This window comes from Pseudanabaena sp. PCC 6802 (assembly GCF_000332175.1).
Classification (GTDB): Bacteria; Cyanobacteriota; Cyanobacteriia; order Pseudanabaenales; family Pseudanabaenaceae; genus PCC-6802.
In genome coordinates, this window is sequence record NZ_KB235914.1 from 2075004 (window position 1) to 2095054 (window position 20051).

Genomic DNA, 20051 nt, shown 5'->3' on the forward strand with positions numbered 1-20051 from the left:
TGTCGGATTTGATTTTTTATTTACTCTCGACAGGTGCTGGTTCCTTGGACTTGACAGAAGGCTTAGTGTCAGGCTTTTCAGGCGGCACATCGAGCGTTCCAGACATGGTCATCGCTAATTCCTCAGGCATCTCGACTTTGTCGCCTGGTTGGTAGGTGCGTCCGTCGTAGCTCAGCCATCCCAATACCTTAAATTCTTTCAAGCTTCACCTCCTATTTCGCTACAGGCTTATCTTCACTCGACGGCTTTTCGGCGGGCTTCGCCGGAGCCTTTTCGGGGATCTGGTCGCCCAGTACGTCCCGTGGCAATCCTTCAGCCAGGTCGGCGACCATCTCAACTATCCCACCCGGCTCGTACCGCTTCCCATCGTGATACAGGGGTGAATTTACTTTGTATTTCGGCATTTCGGCCTCCTAAGCAACAGCATTTTGGATAAAGTAACCAGCCAGATTAGCAACAACCACCTCTTTAACGGACTCGCCCACGCGGACGCGAATGCCGCCGTAGAGGCCGATATCTGGATCTTCGCGGGTACCAGCCACTTTTTTGCCGAACTGAGCCGTCATCATAAATGACAGTCCCTTGCGGAAATTTGCCAAAGGATCGACTCGAAGCAGCCAAACATGCTTGCCCCAAATATAGCTGCGTGCAGCGGCTTGACCTTCTTTCGATGAGTCGTACCAGCCTTTACCAATCACGCAGCCCTTCAAGCCAAAGAAATCGGCTACCGCCTGCTGAGAAGCCATGCCATTTGTTACACCAGCATTGCCGAATAAGGCGTTGATGATTTTGGGATGGGTGCGCAGCTTTGTCCAGGCTAGCTGTCCGGCTACCAAATGCGTAAAGGTTACTGGCGCAGAATCAAGCGCCGTGGTGATCGTGCCAACCGGGTCGCTATTGGTAAAATCCGAAAACTGTGAAGTGCCCGAAAGCGTGACGCGGTTGGTAGTCGGGAAAGTGGCAAGCGTTGACATGGTTGTGGCAACGCGCAACTCTCGATCGCGCATCACATCGTCGGTCAAGGCTTCTACTGCGTCGCTCGCCAAATCCACGCCCGGAACCTGATTCATCACATCCTTGTAAGGAATTGGATCTTCAAGCCCGTAATCTTCTGTAGAAACGGTTTTCAGAGTACTGGTGTACTCGACCTCGTTTGGCCTGGATGTGCGGCCCACCTTCGTATCTGGAATCCTGAATGCCTGGTCGATACTGTACTCGCGATAATCAAACTGGCTCTGTGGCACGATGATGCGCGGCGAAATTATATCGGCGATATAGTCGTCGTTGCGATACGCGATCGCAATGCCGGACTCCCTTGGCTTAAACTCAAATGGCGCTTGTGGTGCCATACTTCCTCCCTATAATTAACCCTGAACAGATCCTTTGGCCACATCGACAAATCCAATGTCGCCCAACACGCCGGAAACAAAAGCCGTGCCGATGATGCGATTGTTTGCGCCCGCAGCGGGCGCGGCGGCAACTGCTCGCCCCTGAGCGTCCGAGGTCAGCAGAGCGCCCCTGGTTATCGTGCCGCCATACTCAACCTTTTGCAGCCCGTTGAGATAGCCATCCACCCGATCGCCGACCGCATCCGCGCCCAGGATTCCGGTAACGCCGATCAGGGCATCGGTAGCTGCCGTGGCCAAAACTACGGAGCCGTCAGCCGAGCCAAATTTAAAGATCCGATATCTGGGAATCGCGCCCTCGGCGGTGAAATTCTTGGCCAAACCCATTGATTGCGACATAGTTCCTCGCCCTAAATTTTCAATTCTCTAGCGGCTTCGGCAAACGAGATTTCGATGCCTTCGGCTTTGCGCTTGTTTCTGTGCTCGGTGATTTTGCGGGCGATCGCTTCGGCATCGCTCGCATCCACCTGCTCCTGACCCGCACTGGATTCTTTGAACTCCACAATCGCCGCGCGGTTTTCCAAGGATTTCTTGAACAGATCCAGTGGCGACTCGGATTTACGATCGCCGCCTTCGCCGAATTCCACGGGCTGCGAATCCGCCAGCGCCTGCATCGTCGCTAGCAGCGCTGGCTTTTCGCCAGGCGTAACCTTGCCTGCATTGCTTAGCTTGTCAAAGAATTCCGAGAATTCTATGGTTTTCAAGTCTTTCTCGCGTTTGGCGAGCGCCGCCGCCCACGCTTCAAGTTCTTGTTTTCTCGCGTCAAGCTCTTGTTTTCTTGCTTCTTCTTCGGCGGTCATTGTCACCTCGCTATAACTTTGCTCCATCACTCCTGTCATTGCCGCCTTCTCCTGTATGGGAGCGGCAATCATCGCCTCGATTAGATGTCGAGGCAAAAACTTCTCGGCGACTTCAACGCCCTTTTCTTCGATCATGAAGTCGCGCACGCCCGACATCGCCTGGGCGATCGCGCTATCCATCCAGCCACTAAAACTTATTTCCCCAAACTCAATGCAAACTTCCTCTTCCTCGCCCTCAGTAAAACTGGGCGACTCCATACCCTTGACTCCAGGAATCTGGACGGCAGCAAGGTGCCTGATTCCCCACTTACCTGGAACTGGGTTTGCTTTATCACTGGGGGCGTACAACCTGGCACTCAGCTTGGGATACCTACCTGCGTTTACAGCTTCGGCAAACTCGGTCACTACCCTGTGAGGCAGCGCGTAGAGCTTCTCACCGACCGCGAACACGGCTTTAACCAAACCCTGGTTGGGCTTGCTTTCGTCGTGCCCGATCAGGATAGGCGCTTCGTGGCGATTGCGATCGTAGGTCGCCGCCATTTCCTGGATATCGGCGGCGGTGAACGTGCGTTCAACGCCCCGAGAATCTACGTGTTTTCCCGCCCTGATAATCTCCAGCATTTCTAGTCAGCAAAATCGGCGTAAATTATATATCGCTAACTACCTTTCGGCTTTGACAGTGAAGTAGGCCTCCAGCAGACTTCCATTGCACTCGAACTTTAGCTCCACGCGATAGACCGCGCGATCCTGTAAATCCCTCAACAGCGGTAGCCTAGCCTTGGTTCCACTGAATTCAACCGTACCGCTCGGCATCACCGATGCGGTCATGTCGGCGTAAGCACCGCCATCTTCGCCGACCAGAAAAACCTTTACCTGCGGGTTTTGCGGAGCGCTGCACCAATTCGCGCAATCCACCTCGTAGGCGATCGCCTCGTCAACCCCCTGCCTCTGCTGCCCCTCTCGCACTGTTCTGCTAGCCACCGCGTTCCTCCAGATTTAAGTTAAAATCTCGCTTCTCTAGCGATAGATCGAACAGGCGCTCGTCCAGCGTCAAGCCCTGCGACCTTGCATACAAGCTCAAAGCCACCACGGCGGCTATCTGCGTCCCGATCGAGCTATCGCTGACCAGCGCCAGGGCTTTGGCGAGCGATACTGCCGTCTCGTAACTGATGCCGCCCATAACACCAAACGCCAGCGCTTTCGCGACCTCGGTTACCGCACTTAAATCTGCTTGGGCTTCAGCGCCAAAGCCCGCCGCCATCGCCAGGTTTAGCGCTTCTTCCTGCGCGATCGTCACGCCCACCGACAACGCCAGTGTCACAGCTAGTGCCGTCCCCGCCTCCAGAGAGGTACTGGCGACAGAAGTAAGTGCCAAGCTGCGTGCCAGGGCGGCAGCGCAAACCAGTGTGGCGGTATTGTCGAGGGTTATCCCCTCGGTACGCGCCAGGGCAAGCGTGGCATTTATGATGCCTGCAACCGAGAAATCGGTTGCAAACCCTTCGGTGCGCGAAAAGGCTTGCAATGCCCCCAGGTCGGCATTTGCGCTAGGCGCGACTGCGTTTGACTGCGCCAAATCCAATGCCGCCACAAAATCGATCGCCGCCGCCTCCGACATCCCCGCCGATCGCGCCAAACTCACCGCGCTATCAAGAACGCTTGCCGCACTAGCCGTTAAACCTTCGGTACGGGCTAGAGCGAGCAGCGTTACTAACGAGGCGATCGCCACAGTCCCGAAACCCTCGGTACGCGCCAGAGCCGCATCTACGCTTAAGTCGCTATTCACGATCCAGGTCGCTGCCAGCACCCTAGCCAGCGGCAGCGCACCATCAATCGTCATCCCCGCCGCGAAGCTTAAGCCAAGGGATTTGGCGATCGTCACGGAGCTATCGATCGCGCCACCAGCAACAGTGGCGAGCTGCAGCGTTCTAGCAAAAATCTGAGAGGCCGCATTCAGATCGGCAATATTGCCGCCGTCAAATCCCGCAGTTTTGCCAAACGCCATGCCTGCGTCCAGGACGGCATTGTTGAGAGTAGCAAAATTTTCGATCCTCTCAAACGCGGCAGCAACCTCGTAAATATTGGAATTGGAATCGTAGTACTGATCGGCCAGGATCGCCCCGATTCCAGGAAAAGGTGTACCTCGAAGCGGTGGTGCAAACAAATTGTTTGCACCCGGTTTTCGGAATCTCAACTGCTTGTATACACCCATCAGCCTTGCACCAAATTCCAGGAACCCGTAAACGTGCCAGACGTGGCGTTACTCAGCAGCGCCGCAAACCAGAGGCAGGCATCGTCGTAGATACGCGGCAAGCCCGTTCCCGCGAAATCCAGGTTCGCGCCAATGTTGACCTGGCCCATTGCAGCAGTCAAGATGCGCCTGGCGCAGGTCACGCCGAAGTTGCCCGCCGTGCCAGTACTCCCGGAAAGTGTGACATTTGTCACGGTCTTGATTGGTTGTCCTGCGTTCGGAATAATCCTGAAAAGCCTACTCGGTTGGTTGGCGGGTGAAGCCCCTCCCATAACAATTGCAGGAGCATTTCTAGCAACGTCATTTTGATCGGTGTAAGCGACAGTAGCGTTGGCAGCGGTAGTGCCGATCGCCGTATAAATCTCAAAAAACCACTCGACATCGCTGCCGTCAACAGCCGCGCCTCTATTGGCGGGAATCACGCCATTAATAGCTTGCGCCGATCCCGCCACCGTACCGCTCAATCCGCCCATATGACCCAGGCGATCGTACAGCGTCAGGTAGTGCGAAGCGCTGCCCGCACAATTAAAATTACTCAAATACGAAAGCGCGGGCGCAGTCGGATTGGCAAACGGCCACCCGCCTGCCGTAGCGTCTGTGCAAGTAGCCCATACCCCGGGCGCACTGCCTGCAGCAGGGAAGCCAGCACTCAGCCACAGCGACGATAGCGCTCCGGCCAGTTGCGTGCTGGGGCCAGTCTTGGACAGTAGGCCCAGTTGGGCGGTGGGCAGCGCCGCGACCAACTGGTCGTAGTTGGAGATAGTCATTAGCTTGCGGTGAGGGTAATTGTGACGTTTAAGGTATCGCCATTAACAACGGAGCGATTGCCGCCCGTGAAGTTACCTTCGCCGTACAGTATCCCCGATGTGCCCGTGGCAGCGGTGCAGATAAAAGCGCCCGCCACGGTATTGTTAGCGAGGATCGGGAATACCGCTTTACTGGCGGAGTTATCCACGGAGCCAGCAGCTACGGTACCTAGAGTCAGTGCCTGACGGTTGCCAGTGTAGGCCGTGCCCGGCGCTAGCTCAGTCCAGCCCGCGTGGCTTGCGAGTGTATCGCCTGCGGCGTAGGTGGGAGCGGAGGCACCGTTCACCAGGCCTACAAACCACGAAGCGGTATAAGCAGAAGCTTTAAAGTGCTTGTTGAGCGAATCGTTCAGGCCTTCTGTAGTGACGAGGTTGTCAAACTCCTCAGCCCACTTGAGGTTGCCGTCTTTGTCGAAGCATTCGACAACGTAATGGTTTTCGAGCGTGCGCGTACCCAGTTCTACTACCTGCATGTGTTTTCCGTGTAAAGCGGGTAGATTTTATACGCTGCCCGGCGATGCGGCTCTCGCTACTCGCCAATAAAGTCTTCAATAATCGCTACTATCTCTTCTACGTCAGCATCGCTTACCCCCAAGAAAGGTCGAGCGGGAATATTTCGCCTCGGAGCGCCTAGCTGATGGATAGCACCCAGACTGTACGCGCCGATGGCGACGTTCGTGCCGATCGCTACGCCATCTTTGCCCTGGAGCTGATAGGCGATCGACGCTCGCAAATCGCCTTTGAATTGCAGGATCTTGTCAATGCCCCGCCGCTTCTGCTTTTGCGCTGCGTATTTGGGGCTTAACGCTCTCCACGCCGATCCGTCAGGACTGGATTCGTTGGCGAAGTTTTCTTCCGCGCGCATGCGCATGTATTCGCCGATGTTTCGCATGGCAGGCGAAAGGTCGCTCGTCTTTTCTGCCAGCCTTTGCAGGGCTTCGTTAATCTCGCGATCGTCTACCGTGATTTCCAAGAATGCCATAGGTCAATCGATCTCCCGTACAACAAACTTGCCGTCCTCCTCAACCACCTGGTACCGATCGCCCAACTTCTTCTGCAAAGTTTCGGCCTGCTTGCGATTGGCATAGGGCTTGCCTACTTTGGACAGCCAGCGATCGGCTTGCTTGGCGGTAAGCCCTGGAGGCAATTCCTTAGGCGGCGCAGGCAGCAAAGTCGGATCTTCCCCGTCTAGCTCCAAGCGAAATCCGCCTCTTGCCGGTTTAAGCTTAAAACCAGGCAACTGATTGACAGCTTTTTCCGCTTCTTCTCTTTCCAAAAAAAGATAGCTTTGAATAGTTCTGATCGTGCGTCGAATATCCTCCCCACCTTTTCTCAGGATATTGCGCAGTGCAAACGGTGAAGCGCTTGACAGTTTACGCTTATCCAAGTATTCGTCCGCCGCGTCAACAGGCATTGCCTGAGATTTGTTGGGTTTTGGTTTACCAAGCTTGGAGGCAAATTTCTGGAATGCCGCGATCGCATCCTTGAGGTTGTTCTGCCCTTCTGGGGGTAGCACCTCTGGCGTAATCGCTTTAGGCTCCAGCTCAATCGCACTATAGCGATCGGTTCCACTCTTGGTTGGAGAGACAGGCACGATCTCTGCCCAGTCCTGACGTTTTAGCGCCCCTGGCGGAGTGATGGGGCCAATGAGCCGATCGGTTATTACCGCATTTTTATCCAGCTTGAGGTAATTAAAACCTTCCCGCCAGGCAACATTATCGGGATCGAAGCTGTCGGGGAATACTACCCCCTGCTTTTCTAGAAGCTCTTTCACCGCCTTGCACTGTTCTGGAGTCCAGAGATACCCATCCGCCCTGGTAGGCTGGACGTTGAAAGTCCCAGCCGTCGCCCCTGTATTTTTGTTGATCCGAACGCGGTAATCGCCCAACCCTCGGCGAACGTTTATCCCAAGCTGCGTGTACTCTTCTGGAGTAATCAGCCGCGTTTCTATCGGCTTTTTGACTGGCTTAGAGGGCTTTGTCCGTTTAGGCGCAGGAGCCTCAGGCTCCGACTTGCGAACCTCTTTAAGCAATTCTTCAGCATTTTCCACCTTAGGTTCTGACGGAACCCGCATAACGTTTGGCACTGGCTCAAGTTTTCCAGCCGCCTGAGTAGCGGGAACGCCATTAAAATCTTCTACTATCGCTCGGAAGACCTCCTTATTCGCCAGCCAGCTTTTGAGCAGGCCGCGATTGCCAAGCGCCGCTATCGAATCGTAGCGTCCGTGATAGATGCCCTTAAACAGCCGATCTTTATTGGCGCGCCTGGCAACTTTATGCAGGAGTTGATATTGGTCAATATCCGAAATATACCTACGATATTGCGTCTGTCCTAAATCGACTGGCGCAGAAATCCCGCCCAGCGTAATCACATTGTCAACTTCAATCTCCAGCGCTCGCAGTATGCCTGCGATATCTTCTACCACCACCGCGCCTGCCGAGTGCCCCAAAAGGTTAACCTTGTTCGCGCCACGATCCAGGATCAGCCCGATTAGAGCCTTTGTCGATTCCGAGCTGAGTCCTAACGATTTTACGTGGACCTCAAGAATCCTTGACAGAAAGTTAGGCCCATCTTCAGTGACAATACTGTTAGCAGCCGCAACAATCTCACCCTCTAGCCCTTGCTTCCGCAATCCCTCTGCCATTGAGGCAGAAGCCACAGCCCCTTCATCGCCAGCCCCACTCAAAACAACCGTTAAGGGCTTGTCTTTGACTTCAGTCGCCAGCAAGTCTCTGACCCTCTGCAATTTCTCCTCAGAAATTTCCGCGCGTATTTCGTCGGCAATTTTTTTATGTATCCCAGCCCGCCATGCCGCAGAAACCCTGGTAACCTCAGTTCCTATAATTTCTGGTGCTAGTGTCGCCGCTTTTATCCCAACCAAAACCGCGATCGCGCCAAACCCCACCTTGCCCGCCAAATCGATAATGCCTTCCCTTTGCAGGTCGGACTGCATCCTGGACAGGATTTTCCGCCTTTTAAGGGCGCGATCGTCTTCTCTTTCTGTATCGGTTTGGGGGACACAGCTATTCTCAAAATTATTGTCCGGCGCGATCCTGAATCTCTTGCCATCCACCTCAATCGTATCGCCCGGCCTGTAGCCCGTTTCCACCCGCAAGCCCCGTCGCTGCAAATCGCGATCGCTCAAACTAACCACGCCACAGTTGCACCCAAAGCCACAGGGCGGAAACATGCTATTCCACAAAGGATGGTCGGCGGGGAAGACCTTGCCGTCGAGCGCCAGGTGGACGGGACGGGGACTGCGGCTATTGCCGTGCCTCCACATCCATTTGTCGCGCTTCTCCAGTACCGCAGGGTCGGTCATTTGCTGGCAGCGGCCATCGGAGTAAGCACCCCTCAGGTTGGCTTGAAAGATAATGCCAGCCCGCCAATCGCGATCGCCTTTATAGTTCCAGCCATACCTCGTGGCGATCGCGTCGAAATTTTTAGTAAATTCGGCGCGGCTCGTCCCTTCGGTCAGCGCCCGATCCACCTCTGCCCTGATGTCCCCCAAAACCGCAGCCTTGGCTCCAGCGACCGTAAAGTAGGCATCGTGTTCCGTTGCGGTCAAACTATCCCAGCGCCTGGTGGGGCGATTCTGCTTTTCGGAGAAATAATCGATCGCCTCCTGAAATGGCAGTAGCGCGTACTCCGCTTCGGCAAATTCGACTGTTTCACCATTAAGTACTAGCTGCTCGGATTCGTACCAGCCAGCTAAAGCGCTAGCCGCCAGCGCGCTGGCAACCGAGCGATCCAGATCTTCAGAGTCCAGCTCGGGATAAATCTCAGCCAGGCGATCGTAGTATTCCTCCAGGTCGGCGCTTTCCCCCAGTAACTCCTTGCACTGCTCGAACCACCGCGCAAAGTAGGGTGCGGCAATTTCCCGCAGGCGATCGCTATAGCTATCAACTATATCCATTCAGTTTGCCCACCCGACTGGCGGCGATCGCGGCCTTGTCCATCAAGCCCTTAAACCGCTCCGTTGGCAGATCTGGGAACAGGCAATCCACCTTCTCCGCAAATTCCACTAAATCCTTAGACCCCGCCAATAGCTTCAGCGCATCGTTTTCCGCAAACTGAGGCGCGGTCGGAATTGCGCGATTGTCTGCGTTCGGCGGCAAATCCGACAACGTTGTCGGATTTGGAGCGGGCGGCTCGGGCTTAGGAATCTCCTCAAAATCCTCACCATAAATCTCGCGCACCGATTCCAAGCTGCGGCGAAAGCCCATGTCGAACAGGAGTTTGTCCGTAGCAGCGATAGAGGCCACGTCTTCCTCTTCCTCCGTTTTCCGCCACACCTGCGGCGGTTTCGCGTTAGGGAAATTCCAGAAGCACAGCCTTTTTGCCAGCACCTCGGTGTTGAAAGAGCCGCAGATCAGATCGGCATCGCCCTTCACCACCCGATCGCCCACATCCTGGTGTACCTGCGCCTGCGATAGTGAGGAGCCAGAGTCCGTGGTCATGGTTTGCGACAAGATAATCTTGCTAATCGCTTCGTTGCACTTGTCGTAGAGCGCGGCGTAGTCGGCGGTACCAGAACGACTCGCCTCGACCAACTCGATCAGGTAGCCCTGAGTCTTGGTGAAAGCAGCGCCAGCTCGGATTGACTGCGCCAACTTCATGCCTTTCGCTTTCTCCTCCGGCCCCGCACCCACGGGCAGCTCCACCCCCGGTGTGGGTTGAGCGAATCTTTCTAGATAGGTGAGCCAATGCTGCAAATCTCCACGCTTAATCGCTACTGGCAGAGCCAGCCAATGCGCTAGCCCCAGGCCGTGCGGTTCGTCCGAGTTGTCCGCGCCCGTACAAAAGTGCCAACGGCGCGACCAGTGCAGTTCTTCGCCGTCGAACGCGTTCTCAAAAGTAATCAGGCGTGGCTCGAAATCTTGATTAAAGCCAAATCGACTGCGGTTGCGCACCCGAATACCACCTTTGAGCGGATCGAGAGTCCAGTAGCTGCCATCTGCCCGCAACATCAACTCGCCAAACGAGAATCCGTAAAAAGTGCCCCACAGCATTTCTTCCGTGATGCGATCGAAATCGATCGACGGCAACAGTTCGTCGCGCACCCAATCCGCCGCCTTGAGATCCTCGCTACTTTCGCCGCCAGCCACCACCTCGATCTCGCAGGACTTTACCGCCGAGATGCGCGACTGCATGCAGGCGTAGACCTGATCGTCGCGCTTGATCTCTTCGTAGTACTTCAGATCGCCGCCGCCCTTGATATTCAGGATCTCATCCTGACTTGGCAGCAATCCTGGATTCAAATAACCGCGCGTGATGTCCTTCGCGATCGGCGCAATCTCGACATCGGCAAGCGGCTTCTTTTCAGCTTCGGTTAGATCCGCCATCTAGAAAAACCCCGCTAGCAATGGTTCGGTTTGTCGCTCCCAAGCAATCTCGAAGTCCAGTGGCCCCGGATTACCGCTGGCAGCGTAGATAGCCAAAAAACAAGCCCATGCGCGATCGGCGTGACCCGCGCTATCGGAGTCGGCTTCAAAGCGAATACTGCCCATCGCGGTCGTCACTTTCCGCAGCTTGTGCAGGTCATTGCGGATCTCGGGGTCGCCCATAGGATTGCGAATCTTGCGATCCTCAAAAGCCTGTTTGCCGAGCGTGGCAAGATTCTGCTTGTTCGTCGCCGTAAAGAGTACGCCTTCTACGCGGCTTTCACCGTGGCGGCGTTGCGCGTCCTCGGTTGGCTTCTCGCCCATGCCCGTTTGATCCATCGCCCACCGCACGATTTTGTAGTGCTTGAATAGCTCGTCCATCACCGCATCCTGCTCGGCAAACGTAGCGCGTTTCAGTGCCACAATCTCCCGCGTCCACAGCACGTCGCCCACTTGCTCCAGCACCCACGCTACCCACAGGTCGTTGCGGCGGGCGATGTCGTTGCCCACAAAGCAAGGACCGCCCTGATAGAGATCGCTAAAACCTGCGCCCTCGTGTTCGCACGCGCTAATCAAGTCGTAACTGAGCCAGGCACTGGCTTCGTCCAGCCACTGAAGTTCAAATTCCTGCGCCCAACCGTCAGGGTCGTTGAGGGCACGGCGCAAGCCTTCCACATCGCGCGGCAAGCCCTGGCGCACCGCTTCGTAAATATCGACGACATGCTTGCTCCAGGCATCGTCGCTGGCGGTCATCAGATCGTAAAACTTATTGCCCTTGCCGTTGGGTGTGGAAACGACGCGCAGCCGATGTCCGGCGCTAATCACCGGGAACAGGGCTTGCCAAATCTTCCTGGAGTCCTGATGGAAAGCAAATTCATCCAGGAACACACTGGCACTAAAACCGCGTGCCGTATCGGGATTAGCGGGCAATGCCGTAATCCTGCTACCGCCTGGCATCGTTACTTCCAGCGCCTTAAAACTGCCCTCATATTCATATTCCAGCGCCTCGAATCCCATCTGAAACGCCTTCAGGTGGCGCTTCACGCCCTCGTCCATCGCTTCCTTCGCCTGGCGCTCGCCGCGACTGAGGATTACCCAGCGCTCCTTTCTGCCGATCGCTTCCGCTTCCATACACCGCATCACGATTTCCAGCGTACTGGTGAAAGTCTTTCCGGTTTGGCGAGCGAACATGCCAATCTTAAAGCGACTCTCATCTTGCAGCCACTTTTGCTGGTAAGGGTAAAGGGTAATCGCCGGGCTAGAAGAGGCCATAGATTTCCTCCTTCACCCGCTTCAGCGTCGCCGCGTCAATGCTTTTGGCACTGGATTCAAGCTGGGTAAATTTTGCTTCGATCTTCGCCTTCACCTCAGCTTTATATCTCAGCACCGAGATGTCGGCGCGGTTGATGTCCGCTACAGCTCGCGCCAGCTTCACCGGATCGGCCTCAGATTCCGCATCCATCAGCAGGTCGTAAAGTTTGTTTTGCACCAGGGCAGATAAAGCCCTGCCCATTACAGGCGTGTCTCCTGCCGCCTCTGCGATCGCGACCGCCTGGTCAGTCGCCACCGAAATTGCGTCCAGGTGCTTCTGCAACTTCTGTCCGTGTCGGTGTACCGCGCTGCGGCTGATCTGAAAGCCTTGCGCTTGCAGCCAGTCGGTTAGCTCGGTGTAGTTAGAGAAGCGGCTTTCGCGCAGTCGCTTCTCAAGCTCCGACTTAACTTCTTCCGGCAGCATCGCCACGCTGGATCGATCCACTACACCAGCCCCCAGTTCTTCGCAGGTCGAGCGATTGAGGGCGGCGCTTCGCAGTTGTATTCCACTAGATCGGTGAGCTTATTGGTGCGTACTGCCAGCACGCTTTCGTCAATTAAAGTCTCCAGGGTGCAATATCCCGCACTAGCGAGATATTGCACCATCTCGCGTACTTCGTTGTCACTCAAGCCGCTCTTCATGTCGCGGGCGATCGCCCTAAACACCTTTTCGGATACGCCGATGTCGCGCCCGTTCCTAAGCGCCAAGCAAAAAGTCCATCGCAGTTCTCTCTTCCGGATATCGTCCAGAGCGCTACTCATGTTGTTTTGTTCTCGTCAGTATAAAAAAAACTTCATCCATCCTGCGATGCACTGCGTCAACTTTCCCCTCCAGTACCGCTGCGTTGCGGACGTAGTCCTCTTGCGGCACGTAGCGGTTGGCTTCCGCCCGCAGCTCCACCACTTGCTCCTTGACTTCCTCAATGCGATCGTCAAAATCGCGGCTCATATACTTCAGGCTTCCTTCCAGGGCTTTCCGGTGCTCTTCCGCTTTATCGAACTGGGAATCGATCTGCCCGATCGCTCGACCGAGAAACCACCTGATCAGCCCATAGGAAATCCCGGTAATCCCAGTCACTGCGCCGATCAAAATCCAGTCCCAGGTCAGGCCGCTGCTAGTCGGCGACGCTGGGGGCGCTGTCGGAATCTGCACTATCGTCGCGGAAGTTTTCACAAAGCCACTCTGCTCCTATTTCTACTGCCAGCGATCGCGCCAGCATCCGCCAGTACCTGCACGGAATATAGTGCGTAGATTGTATACTGCGCCCCTCCCTTCGGCTCACGGCGGCAAGCCAAGCTTGCACCCGTTCGCCGCGCCAGGTAAGGCCGAGTTGCTCCAGCGCTACTTCCACGAAAGCGCGAGCGTCCGATATATCTTCTGCTAACAAAAAAATAAGGGGGCGAATCGCCCCCAGTCCGTGTCACAAACCAACCAACTGCAAACCGCAAATCTATGCTACGGGTTCCGGCGCGGGGGCGGGTTCGTAAATCCCAACAACATTATCAATCGCCGTCTGAACCCCCGCCATCTCGCCAGCAAAATCCTGGGTCAGCTCTAGCTCGGCAATCCGAGTATTTAAAGCATCAATCGCGGCAGATAGACCCGCCAGGGCTTCGGTCACCTGGACTCTTTCTGCGGAAATAGTCGTATTTAGCTCTTCCAGCTTAGCGTTTAGTTCTTCGCGTGTAGCCATTGTTTTTTCGATTACCTCTAGTTTTACTTTGACGTCTCGCAGTGCGCCGAGAGCAGCGACTAGCTCGACCAACAATTGGAGCAACATTCTCGTCTCCGCAAAATCGCAGCGTAGATTATATACCGCGTTCGCCAAGTGATTTTTCGATCGCACCAAAATCCCGCTTCGCCAATTGCGCGAACAGCGCCTGCTGCCCGAGGTATAGCAGGTGCAGATCCTTGAGCAGTTTCCTGGCGCTTTCGAGGTCAACACCTTCTACTTGCTGGCAAAATAGCGCGTGCGCGAATTCTTTCTCCGGCGACAAATCACTCATAAACTTCCGCTCCTACTCGTTTGCACCAAGCCTTCAGTCCCTCGATCGCGGGTCTTGCCGCTTCGTAGGTGACTATCCAGTCGATCGACTCAACGCCCGTTTGCTTTTTCAGCCAGGCGTTCAACCCCTTGCGCGTCCCGTCGCACGCGCCAGCGTCGCGTAGCAGGTACCAGAGTTTCCAGATCTTCTTCTGCTCGCGCGAGTTTTCGATCTGGCGCGACAATTTACTCCGCTTCACCTTCGGCATCCAGCCCTTCGCCCGAAACGAGTTCAGCACTGCATTTAGCTCGGAAAGGCCCATGCCTGCCGTGGATTCCTTGCGAGTCAGCGAAGCCAGAATCGTGCGATACGCTTCGTCGCTCAGGCCGAGATCGGCTTTGGCGATATGCACCAGAGCCTTCAGTCGGTTTGTTACGCTTTTCGGGGGCAAACTACTCATCGTTTTCTCCCTCCTGTTCATAGCCAAAAGCGCGATCGAAAGCATCTATTGAAGCTTCGCCGACAAATTTTAAAAAATCAAAGAGCGCTTCGTCGATAGCGCGTAACGCCGTCACAGCAATCCCAAGTGGTGTCAGAAGGAGGGTCAGCATCGCCAAAACCAGCCAGAGGAAGAAGCTGCAGACCACCTCCAGGGTTCGCAATAGCCAATCAGGAATTCGATTCATCTTGAGCGACCTCCTCGGCATTAAGTGCTGCCAGCCTCCTGAGCGCGAATCGGCGCGAAACTTCCCTGAGAGCCGGATTGTAGGCTTGTCGCCTGTAGTGCTCCGCCAGCTCGTGCTTCAGGCTATTGTTCATGCTATCTCCCCTCGGGTACGTCGTGTTTTCAATCAGTCTCTTCGCCATCATTTTCCTCCCTATCTTCTTCAAACTCTTGCAGCGCAGCCAGTGCCTCGATCATTGCCCCGAACTGTTCGCCTTCGCACAGGTAGTAGCCCGTGTCGAGATCCACCGAGTGCTCGACTGCGGCGATCGCACTGGCGGCGACATCGCACAGGTAATCGCGCCAGGTCTTCACGGCTTCCATATAAACTCCTCAGCACTCTGCATGCCCGGAGCGCTAAGCCTGATATCAAAAATCGCATCGTAAATCTGGCGACGCGATTCTTCCTCGCCGTCGCGCAAGTAGGCGACGCGCCCGACAAGACGGTAAACCTTGTGAACGTAGGCTCCCATGAGGCCAAAGGCTTCCGCTCTTTGCTTGCTGGAAAAGAAGTCGAGCGGCAAAATAAACAGGCAGCGCCCGCTATGCTTTATCAAAGCCAGGCAGTGTGCCAAAATTGGCAGGGCTTTCGAGAAAGGCAAATTGCCGATCGCCACATCGTAAGTACAAAAATCCGTACAGGTCAAAATGTCGGCGTTACGCCACAAGTTCACTTTGTCCAGTAGTCCCTCCTCATAGCGGGCTTTATCAATTTCGTAGCAGACAGATCCTTCAGGTAGCCAGGCTGCAATCTGCCCCGTACCTGCGGTTGGCTCCAGTATCTTTTCCTCCTCCGGCTCTAGTAGAAGCGAAATTTCTTTAGCCAGCCAGCCTGGAGTCTCCCAATTGTCGGGATTCCAGTCATCTTTCTGTTCTGATTTTTTGGGCTTCAGCAGCGCTTTTGCCAGTTTCAGCGTCACCTCTCGATCTTGGGCTACCTCAATCGCGCTCTCCAGTACTTCATCGGGAGTACTGGGCGCGGTCAACAGGTAAAGTGCAGATGGCTGGATTTGCAAACCCGACAACGTTGTCGGATTTAGCCTTCTCGCCACCTGCATAAATCGCTGTGCCATGCGCTCGTCCCAGTCGAGTTCGCGTTTCATCCAGGCCAGAAACTCGCCGTGTTCGACCCGCTCCTTTACCTCCAGTAACATCGCGCCCACCGAGGCGATCGCGTAGGGAATGCGCTTCACCGTATTGCGGATTTCTTGGGCGCGATCGCGCAGGAAATCGCTGCTGTCGTCAACGACTTCAGACTCGACTACCTCCACTTCTCGCGCTTCTAGGGTCAAAATTTCCTCCATTCGCTAACCTCCAATCTTATTTTTCTCAACCATCTCGCGCAGGCGCTTCAGGTTTGCCTGCCTCTGTTCCGGCGTTATCGCAGCAGTAGACACATCTCGATCGCCCACAACTCCAGCACCATCACTACACCCAGCAACAAGATCGCCAGCCATAGCGATGCCCGTGCCGAGCTTATCTTTGCGTTTTGCCTCATATGCCTCCCACTGCAAAGTCACCAGTTCAAATCTTTCCAGGGCGAAGAAACCCTTATTAATCCAGGCTTTCGCGTCGGTTACGCCGTGCGGCTGCTTGCGCACCTCCAGGTAGCGGCAAATCCAGCGCACGAAGTCCGGATCGAAATCGAAGAGCCTGGCGCTTACCTGCCACGGTTGCAGGCTGGCACCACTGCGAAACCTGGCAGCCATAGGATCGAATGTCATCGACAACCTCCTTGTTGCGTCAAAAACAACGAAATCGCCGCCGTCACCGCTCGCTCGGTATCCCATTCGGGGCGGGAATCGACGAAGCGGCGCAGCCGATCCCTCAGATCTTTAGGAATCTCCAAAATAATCGGCACCACTTCCGCAGGCGGCATGGGCGCGGAGCTGCCAACTGGTAGCCGTAGCTGCCCGACCAGATCTGGCATCGCTCGCTGCGCGATCGCCTTATCCACCTTTAGCCCGTGAAACGAGCGCCCGCGCAACAGCTTGCGCGTCGCCGCCAGCTCCTCTGGCGTTACCGCCCAGTAGTAACCCCAACTCGAATGTGACGCAATCGGGTAGCCCTCCAGGCGCAACTGCACCACGATTTCGCGGATATTGCGATCGTCCGTGCCGTAGCGACAGCGGCGGTTGGAGATTAACTCGCAAATTTCAGCAGCTTTCAGCGCGTTGCTCGCGCCCTGGTGAGCAAAAAGCAAATCGCGAACGGAATCTAGATCCACAGGAGGCATGGTTAACCTCCCCTGGGCGGATGACAGTACTCAAGCAGCCACTCAAAGACCTCCAGCAATTCTGGCGGCAAAACCTCGCTATCCAAATCCACCGCAATCAGGAGTCCGCCACGCAAAGGCTTCTCTCCTCTGCGAGGAGAGAAGCCTTGAACCTCCGCGAGCTGCATACAGATACCGGGCTTCTTCCCAGACGCGACCACGAGGTGCTCGTAAGCAGTTTTAGAATACTCGGTAAGAAAATTTGTCCGCTCTTTTTTCACGATTACACCTCCCCAACCAGGTGCCACATAAACTGTCCCGATTCGGCGAAGGCTTGCACGGTCGCCATCTGCTCGCGGCTCGCAAACTGCACTTCCGCGACTTCGGCGGCATAGTAGATCTCGATTACACCGAAGTCCTCTTCCGGCTCTGCCAGGGTACGCACGGGCACCTCCGAGCCGCAGATCGTGAGGCGTAGCGCCTCCAACCGCACTGCCTCGTTTTTAGCGCCCACCAGAAAATCAAAGATATTTACCGCGCTGTCGTTCTTGAAACTAGCGACGCATACCGCGTTGCGCCAATCTACAAAAGCTAGATCCAGCCACGATTGCTTGCGCCGCCCCCACCGTTCGCCCTCGTCCCAGCGGTAGGCAAATGGTTGGGCGATCAGCTTCTCAGCGGTAGCGTAGCTGCCCACATAAAACTGGCCGTCGCTACCGTCGAAGCGATAGCGGATCGACCCCTGCGCTTCGTAAATCACACCGTCCGGCTTGGCGGTACGGGCATACTCCGGCACGTTTAAAGTCGATAGATTCATTCTTTTTAACCTCCAATAAGTTTCTCTAAATCCTTTGCGGCGCTCCTTCTCTACCAGGCCGCGCCTGTGCATCAAGCCCAACGTCTGGCCGATGCGTCGGCGCGCCCTGTCCTTATCCGCGAATGGCAGCGCGTCCACAATTGCAGTCGTTGACTGCCATTCGCCCGTCAGCAGCCCTTTCAGGCAATCGCGCCCGTAGCATTCCCTCTCCACCTTGCCAACCACCCCATCCACCAGGGGCAGGGGATTGGCAAGGCCCCAATCGCGCAGATTTCGCTCCACTACCAGGCGGTTGTGCGCCGCCAGTAGCTCGGGATTTCGCAGCTCGAAACTCTTGCCGCGCCCCTGGCCAAAATCTACGGATTTAGGTTTATGCATATGCCAGGAACTCCTCCTCCGGCTTGAGGTCGAGGGCTTTTAGCGAATCCGCGAACGCCTTGGCATGTTCGGCGCTCGTAAAACAAAAACGGTGTAGGCTGCTATCCATAGACACTCCACCCAGGTACAGGGCAAAAAATTCCAACTCCTGGCGGGTTGTCAGAGGGCTTTGCCCCAGGTCGTGCACCGAAATTACGTGCGTCGCGCCTTCCAGGGCGGTCTGTCGTTTTCTCCACTCGTCGAGCCAGCTCATGCCGCACCTCCTACTAAAAAAGCTAGTTCTTGGATCTCAAACCTCGTTGCGCCAGCCGCGTCACGCACTTCCCTTGGCTGCCACCCCTGCCGTGCGGCAAAGGCATGAATCTCGCTCAGCAGCATCAAAATCGCGCGATCGGTACAGCGAATTACCACCTTCTGGTTGTAGGTTTGCCAATCCGGCGCGCCTGAAGCGATTAGCTGTGCTAGAGTTTCAACTTCAGCGTTCTGCTGTTGGCGCAAGCAGTTGATCCTGTCTTCCAAACATTGCAACTGCTTGCGTGTCAAGCGCTCTTTCAATTCGTTGAGGATCATGGTTTGCACCTGCGCAAACGCTCGCGCCTGAGCGCAGTCAACGTGCGCGGCGTTTGCGTCCACCTCCAACTGCATCTCCTCAATCGTTGTCATCATTGTGATTTCGTCCATCTTTTCCTCCAAAAAATTGGTTTAAGTTGCAATCGAATGCGCGGCCATCGCCCAGGACTACGGGGCTACGAGGCCCCGTATCCCGCACCAGACGGTAGGTGTGATAAGCACCCGCCTTACCGCCGCCTTTGTTAGAAACGTGCACCCGCACGTAATCCACCTGTTTGAGCTTGTTCACATATCGCCCCACCGTGTCCTCGTGCAAGCCGCACACCATGGCGATATCGCCGACGGTGAAGGTTTTAAAAATTCGCATGGATCGCCAGATCTTTTCTTGAGCGCCCTCCTCAGCAGTCGCCAGCAGCTCCAGATCTGGCGCATCCACACGCGTGATGCGATATCTATCGCAGCTAGAATTGCCGTTTTTTCTGGCACCCGCCAGTTTCACAAACCCGGCAGCACACAGTTTTTTGAGGTACTTGCCCACCGTCGATTTGTCGCAGCCAGATTCCTTCGCAACTTCAGCAATCGTGAAACCGCGCTTCTTGTCGCACATTACGCCCCAGATCAGGTTCAGTGCTCGGTGTCGCATTACTTATCTCCTTTTGCTAAAAACGGACGATCGCCCCACTGCTTCAGTTCGATCCGATCGATGCCCTTGCCCTTGGCGTATTTTTCGATCCGCGATAGCGCGATCTTGCACTGGGCAATGCTGCCCTTTGCTTCCGCCAGGAATGCCGCCACCAGATCCTCGGCAACTTCCACCTCGCACACCGCATCCGCCAGCAACTGCGCGTCCTCCAGGTCAATCGCCTGGAAGCAAATCCGCTGCGTCACGCGGCGGTCTAGTTGCTGGCGTTGCTCCAGGCGACGATCGCACCCCTGCATCCCAATCAGCACCACGGGCAAATCCGCCAGGTCGTGGATATCCCGCAGAGTCTCCACCAGCTTCAGGTTGCCGAATAGGTAGTCCGCTTCGTCAACGAAGAGACTCTTGCCTGTCGAAGCCATGCGCGCCACCACCGCATCCAGGTTTTTAGCAACCGAATGGCGCGGCTCGCCGCCTAGCTCGATCAGGATCTTCGATAGCATTGCCGAGGGAGTCCAGACCGCATTGGCGCGGACATAGATGCCGCGATGCTGATTCAGCAGCCACGACACCGCCGTACTTTTGCCCGCGCCCGTGAACCCGTGCACCAGCCCCATGCGCGGGATCGTGGGATCGGCATCGCGCAGCGCCTGATAAAGCGCCTGAAAGTTAGAAAGGTTTTTGACTTTTGCTAGAATTGGCCGCATACTTACTCCTACTAATGACGTGTTGACCTCAAAGCCTCGGGAGCCTCACTCCCGAGGCT

At 55.7% G+C, this 20051-nt stretch carries 32 protein-coding genes; all 32 read right to left on the reverse strand.

The window, feature by feature from the left end:
- Window positions 1-16: 16 nt before the first annotated feature.
- The 32 genes from PSE6802_RS0114765 to PSE6802_RS0114920 all read right to left on the reverse strand — a co-directional run bounded on the left by PSE6802_RS0114765 (window position 17) and on the right by PSE6802_RS0114920 (window position 19992).
- Entirely contained in the window at window positions 17-202 is a 186-nt protein-coding gene (locus PSE6802_RS0114765) for a hypothetical protein (protein WP_019500833.1), read from the reverse strand.
- A gap of 10 nt (window positions 203-212) precedes the next feature.
- Entirely contained in the window at window positions 213-404 is a 192-nt protein-coding gene (locus tag PSE6802_RS0114770) for a hypothetical protein (protein ID WP_019500834.1), read from the reverse strand.
- Window positions 405-413: 9 nt separating this feature from the next.
- A complete protein-coding gene (locus PSE6802_RS0114775) occupies window positions 414-1349 on the reverse strand; it encodes a phage capsid protein (protein ID WP_019500835.1) in 936 nt (311 codons plus the stop codon).
- Window positions 1350-1364: 15 nt separating this feature from the next.
- Complete coding sequence (locus tag PSE6802_RS0114780) at window positions 1365-1745, reverse strand: DUF2190 family protein (protein ID WP_019500836.1); 381 nt, start codon at window positions 1743-1745, stop codon at window positions 1365-1367.
- Between the two features lie 11 nt (window positions 1746-1756).
- Window positions 1757-2827, reverse strand: a complete 1071-nt coding sequence (locus PSE6802_RS0114785) for a hypothetical protein (RefSeq protein WP_019500837.1) — start codon at window positions 2825-2827, stop codon at window positions 1757-1759.
- 39 nt (window positions 2828-2866) lie between these two features.
- Window positions 2867-3187, reverse strand: coding sequence for a hypothetical protein (locus PSE6802_RS0114790; RefSeq protein ID WP_156815528.1), 321 nt, complete (start codon window positions 3185-3187; stop codon window positions 2867-2869).
- Entirely contained in the window at window positions 3180-4415 is a 1236-nt protein-coding gene (locus tag PSE6802_RS0114795) for a hypothetical protein (RefSeq protein ID WP_019500839.1), read from the reverse strand. Before PSE6802_RS0114795 ends, PSE6802_RS0114790 begins: the two co-directional genes overlap by 8 nt.
- Window positions 4415-5221 (reverse strand): hypothetical protein, encoded by an 807-nt coding sequence (locus PSE6802_RS0114800; RefSeq protein WP_019500840.1) that lies wholly within the window; start codon window positions 5219-5221, stop codon window positions 4415-4417. Before PSE6802_RS0114800 ends, PSE6802_RS0114795 begins: the two co-directional genes overlap by 1 nt.
- The gene (locus PSE6802_RS33460; protein WP_156815529.1) at window positions 5221-5547 is read right to left on the reverse strand and encodes a hypothetical protein; all 327 of its coding nucleotides are present in this window, start codon (window positions 5545-5547) and stop codon (window positions 5221-5223) included. The genes PSE6802_RS0114800 and PSE6802_RS33460 overlap by 1 nt, the downstream gene beginning before the upstream one ends.
- A 242-nt stretch (window positions 5548-5789) precedes the next feature.
- On the reverse strand, window positions 5790-6242 hold the full coding sequence (locus tag PSE6802_RS0114810) for a phage virion morphogenesis protein (protein WP_019500842.1): 453 nt from the start codon (window positions 6240-6242) through the stop codon (window positions 5790-5792).
- Between the two features lie 3 nt (window positions 6243-6245).
- Window positions 6246-9176, reverse strand: a complete 2931-nt coding sequence (locus PSE6802_RS31140; RefSeq protein WP_019500843.1) for a phage head morphogenesis protein — start codon at window positions 9174-9176, stop codon at window positions 6246-6248.
- Window positions 9163-10605 carry a phage portal protein family protein gene (locus tag PSE6802_RS29060; RefSeq protein ID WP_019500844.1) on the reverse strand — a complete coding sequence of 481 codons (1443 nt, stop codon included), beginning with the start codon at window positions 10603-10605 and terminating at the stop codon, window positions 9163-9165. Before PSE6802_RS29060 ends, PSE6802_RS31140 begins: the two co-directional genes overlap by 14 nt.
- Entirely contained in the window at window positions 10606-11916 is a 1311-nt protein-coding gene (locus PSE6802_RS0114825) for a terminase large subunit domain-containing protein (protein ID WP_019500845.1), read from the reverse strand.
- A complete protein-coding gene (locus tag PSE6802_RS29065; protein ID WP_019500846.1) occupies window positions 11903-12400 on the reverse strand; it encodes a DUF3486 family protein in 498 nt (165 codons plus the stop codon). Before PSE6802_RS29065 ends, PSE6802_RS0114825 begins: the two co-directional genes overlap by 14 nt.
- Entirely contained in the window at window positions 12400-12717 is a 318-nt protein-coding gene (locus PSE6802_RS0114835) for a hypothetical protein (RefSeq protein WP_019500847.1), read from the reverse strand. Before PSE6802_RS0114835 ends, PSE6802_RS29065 begins: the two co-directional genes overlap by 1 nt.
- Window positions 12710-13129: a hypothetical protein gene (locus tag PSE6802_RS0114840; RefSeq protein ID WP_019500848.1), complete on the reverse strand. Its 420-nt coding sequence runs from the start codon at window positions 13127-13129 to the stop codon at window positions 12710-12712. Before PSE6802_RS0114840 ends, PSE6802_RS0114835 begins: the two co-directional genes overlap by 8 nt.
- On the reverse strand, window positions 13071-13343 hold the full coding sequence (locus PSE6802_RS33465; protein ID WP_156815531.1) for a hypothetical protein: 273 nt from the start codon (window positions 13341-13343) through the stop codon (window positions 13071-13073). Before PSE6802_RS33465 ends, PSE6802_RS0114840 begins: the two co-directional genes overlap by 59 nt.
- A 63-nt stretch (window positions 13344-13406) precedes the next feature.
- Entirely contained in the window at window positions 13407-13736 is a 330-nt protein-coding gene (locus tag PSE6802_RS0114845; protein WP_019500849.1) for a hypothetical protein, read from the reverse strand.
- 28 nt (window positions 13737-13764) lie between these two features.
- Window positions 13765-13962: a hypothetical protein gene (locus PSE6802_RS0114850; protein ID WP_019500850.1), complete on the reverse strand. Its 198-nt coding sequence runs from the start codon at window positions 13960-13962 to the stop codon at window positions 13765-13767.
- Window positions 13955-14401 (reverse strand): regulatory protein GemA, encoded by a 447-nt coding sequence (locus tag PSE6802_RS0114855; RefSeq protein ID WP_019500851.1) that lies wholly within the window; start codon window positions 14399-14401, stop codon window positions 13955-13957. The genes PSE6802_RS0114850 and PSE6802_RS0114855 overlap by 8 nt, the downstream gene beginning before the upstream one ends.
- Entirely contained in the window at window positions 14394-14627 is a 234-nt protein-coding gene (locus tag PSE6802_RS0114860) for a hypothetical protein (protein WP_019500852.1), read from the reverse strand. Before PSE6802_RS0114860 ends, PSE6802_RS0114855 begins: the two co-directional genes overlap by 8 nt.
- Window positions 14611-14760, reverse strand: a complete 150-nt coding sequence (locus PSE6802_RS0114865) for a hypothetical protein (protein WP_156815532.1) — start codon at window positions 14758-14760, stop codon at window positions 14611-14613. Before PSE6802_RS0114865 ends, PSE6802_RS0114860 begins: the two co-directional genes overlap by 17 nt.
- Before the next feature lie 28 nt (window positions 14761-14788).
- Window positions 14789-14989, reverse strand: coding sequence for a hypothetical protein (locus tag PSE6802_RS0114870; RefSeq protein WP_019500854.1), 201 nt, complete (start codon window positions 14987-14989; stop codon window positions 14789-14791).
- A complete protein-coding gene (locus tag PSE6802_RS31145) occupies window positions 14977-15969 on the reverse strand; it encodes a DUF3102 domain-containing protein (protein WP_019500855.1) in 993 nt (330 codons plus the stop codon). Before PSE6802_RS31145 ends, PSE6802_RS0114870 begins: the two co-directional genes overlap by 13 nt.
- Window positions 15970-15972: 3 nt before the next feature.
- Window positions 15973-16389 (reverse strand): hypothetical protein, encoded by a 417-nt coding sequence (locus PSE6802_RS0114880; RefSeq protein WP_019500856.1) that lies wholly within the window; start codon window positions 16387-16389, stop codon window positions 15973-15975.
- The gene (locus PSE6802_RS34845; protein WP_019500857.1) at window positions 16386-16901 is read right to left on the reverse strand and encodes a DUF2811 domain-containing protein; all 516 of its coding nucleotides are present in this window, start codon (window positions 16899-16901) and stop codon (window positions 16386-16388) included. Before PSE6802_RS34845 ends, PSE6802_RS0114880 begins: the two co-directional genes overlap by 4 nt.
- A gap of 2 nt (window positions 16902-16903) precedes the next feature.
- The gene (locus PSE6802_RS0114895) at window positions 16904-17188 is read right to left on the reverse strand and encodes a hypothetical protein (protein WP_156815533.1); all 285 of its coding nucleotides are present in this window, start codon (window positions 17186-17188) and stop codon (window positions 16904-16906) included.
- Window positions 17164-18075, reverse strand: a complete 912-nt coding sequence (locus tag PSE6802_RS0114900) for a hypothetical protein (protein WP_019500859.1) — start codon at window positions 18073-18075, stop codon at window positions 17164-17166. Before PSE6802_RS0114900 ends, PSE6802_RS0114895 begins: the two co-directional genes overlap by 25 nt.
- The gene (locus PSE6802_RS0114905) at window positions 18068-18328 is read right to left on the reverse strand and encodes a hypothetical protein (protein WP_019500860.1); all 261 of its coding nucleotides are present in this window, start codon (window positions 18326-18328) and stop codon (window positions 18068-18070) included. The genes PSE6802_RS0114900 and PSE6802_RS0114905 overlap by 8 nt, the downstream gene beginning before the upstream one ends.
- Complete coding sequence (locus tag PSE6802_RS0114910) at window positions 18325-18756, reverse strand: hypothetical protein (protein WP_156815536.1); 432 nt, start codon at window positions 18754-18756, stop codon at window positions 18325-18327. Before PSE6802_RS0114910 ends, PSE6802_RS0114905 begins: the two co-directional genes overlap by 4 nt.
- The gene (locus PSE6802_RS0114915) at window positions 18725-19288 is read right to left on the reverse strand and encodes a helix-turn-helix domain-containing protein (protein WP_019500862.1); all 564 of its coding nucleotides are present in this window, start codon (window positions 19286-19288) and stop codon (window positions 18725-18727) included. Before PSE6802_RS0114915 ends, PSE6802_RS0114910 begins: the two co-directional genes overlap by 32 nt.
- On the reverse strand, window positions 19288-19992 hold the full coding sequence (locus PSE6802_RS0114920) for an AAA family ATPase (RefSeq protein WP_019500863.1): 705 nt from the start codon (window positions 19990-19992) through the stop codon (window positions 19288-19290). The genes PSE6802_RS0114915 and PSE6802_RS0114920 overlap by 1 nt, the downstream gene beginning before the upstream one ends.
- Window positions 19993-20051: the final 59 nt, after the last annotated feature.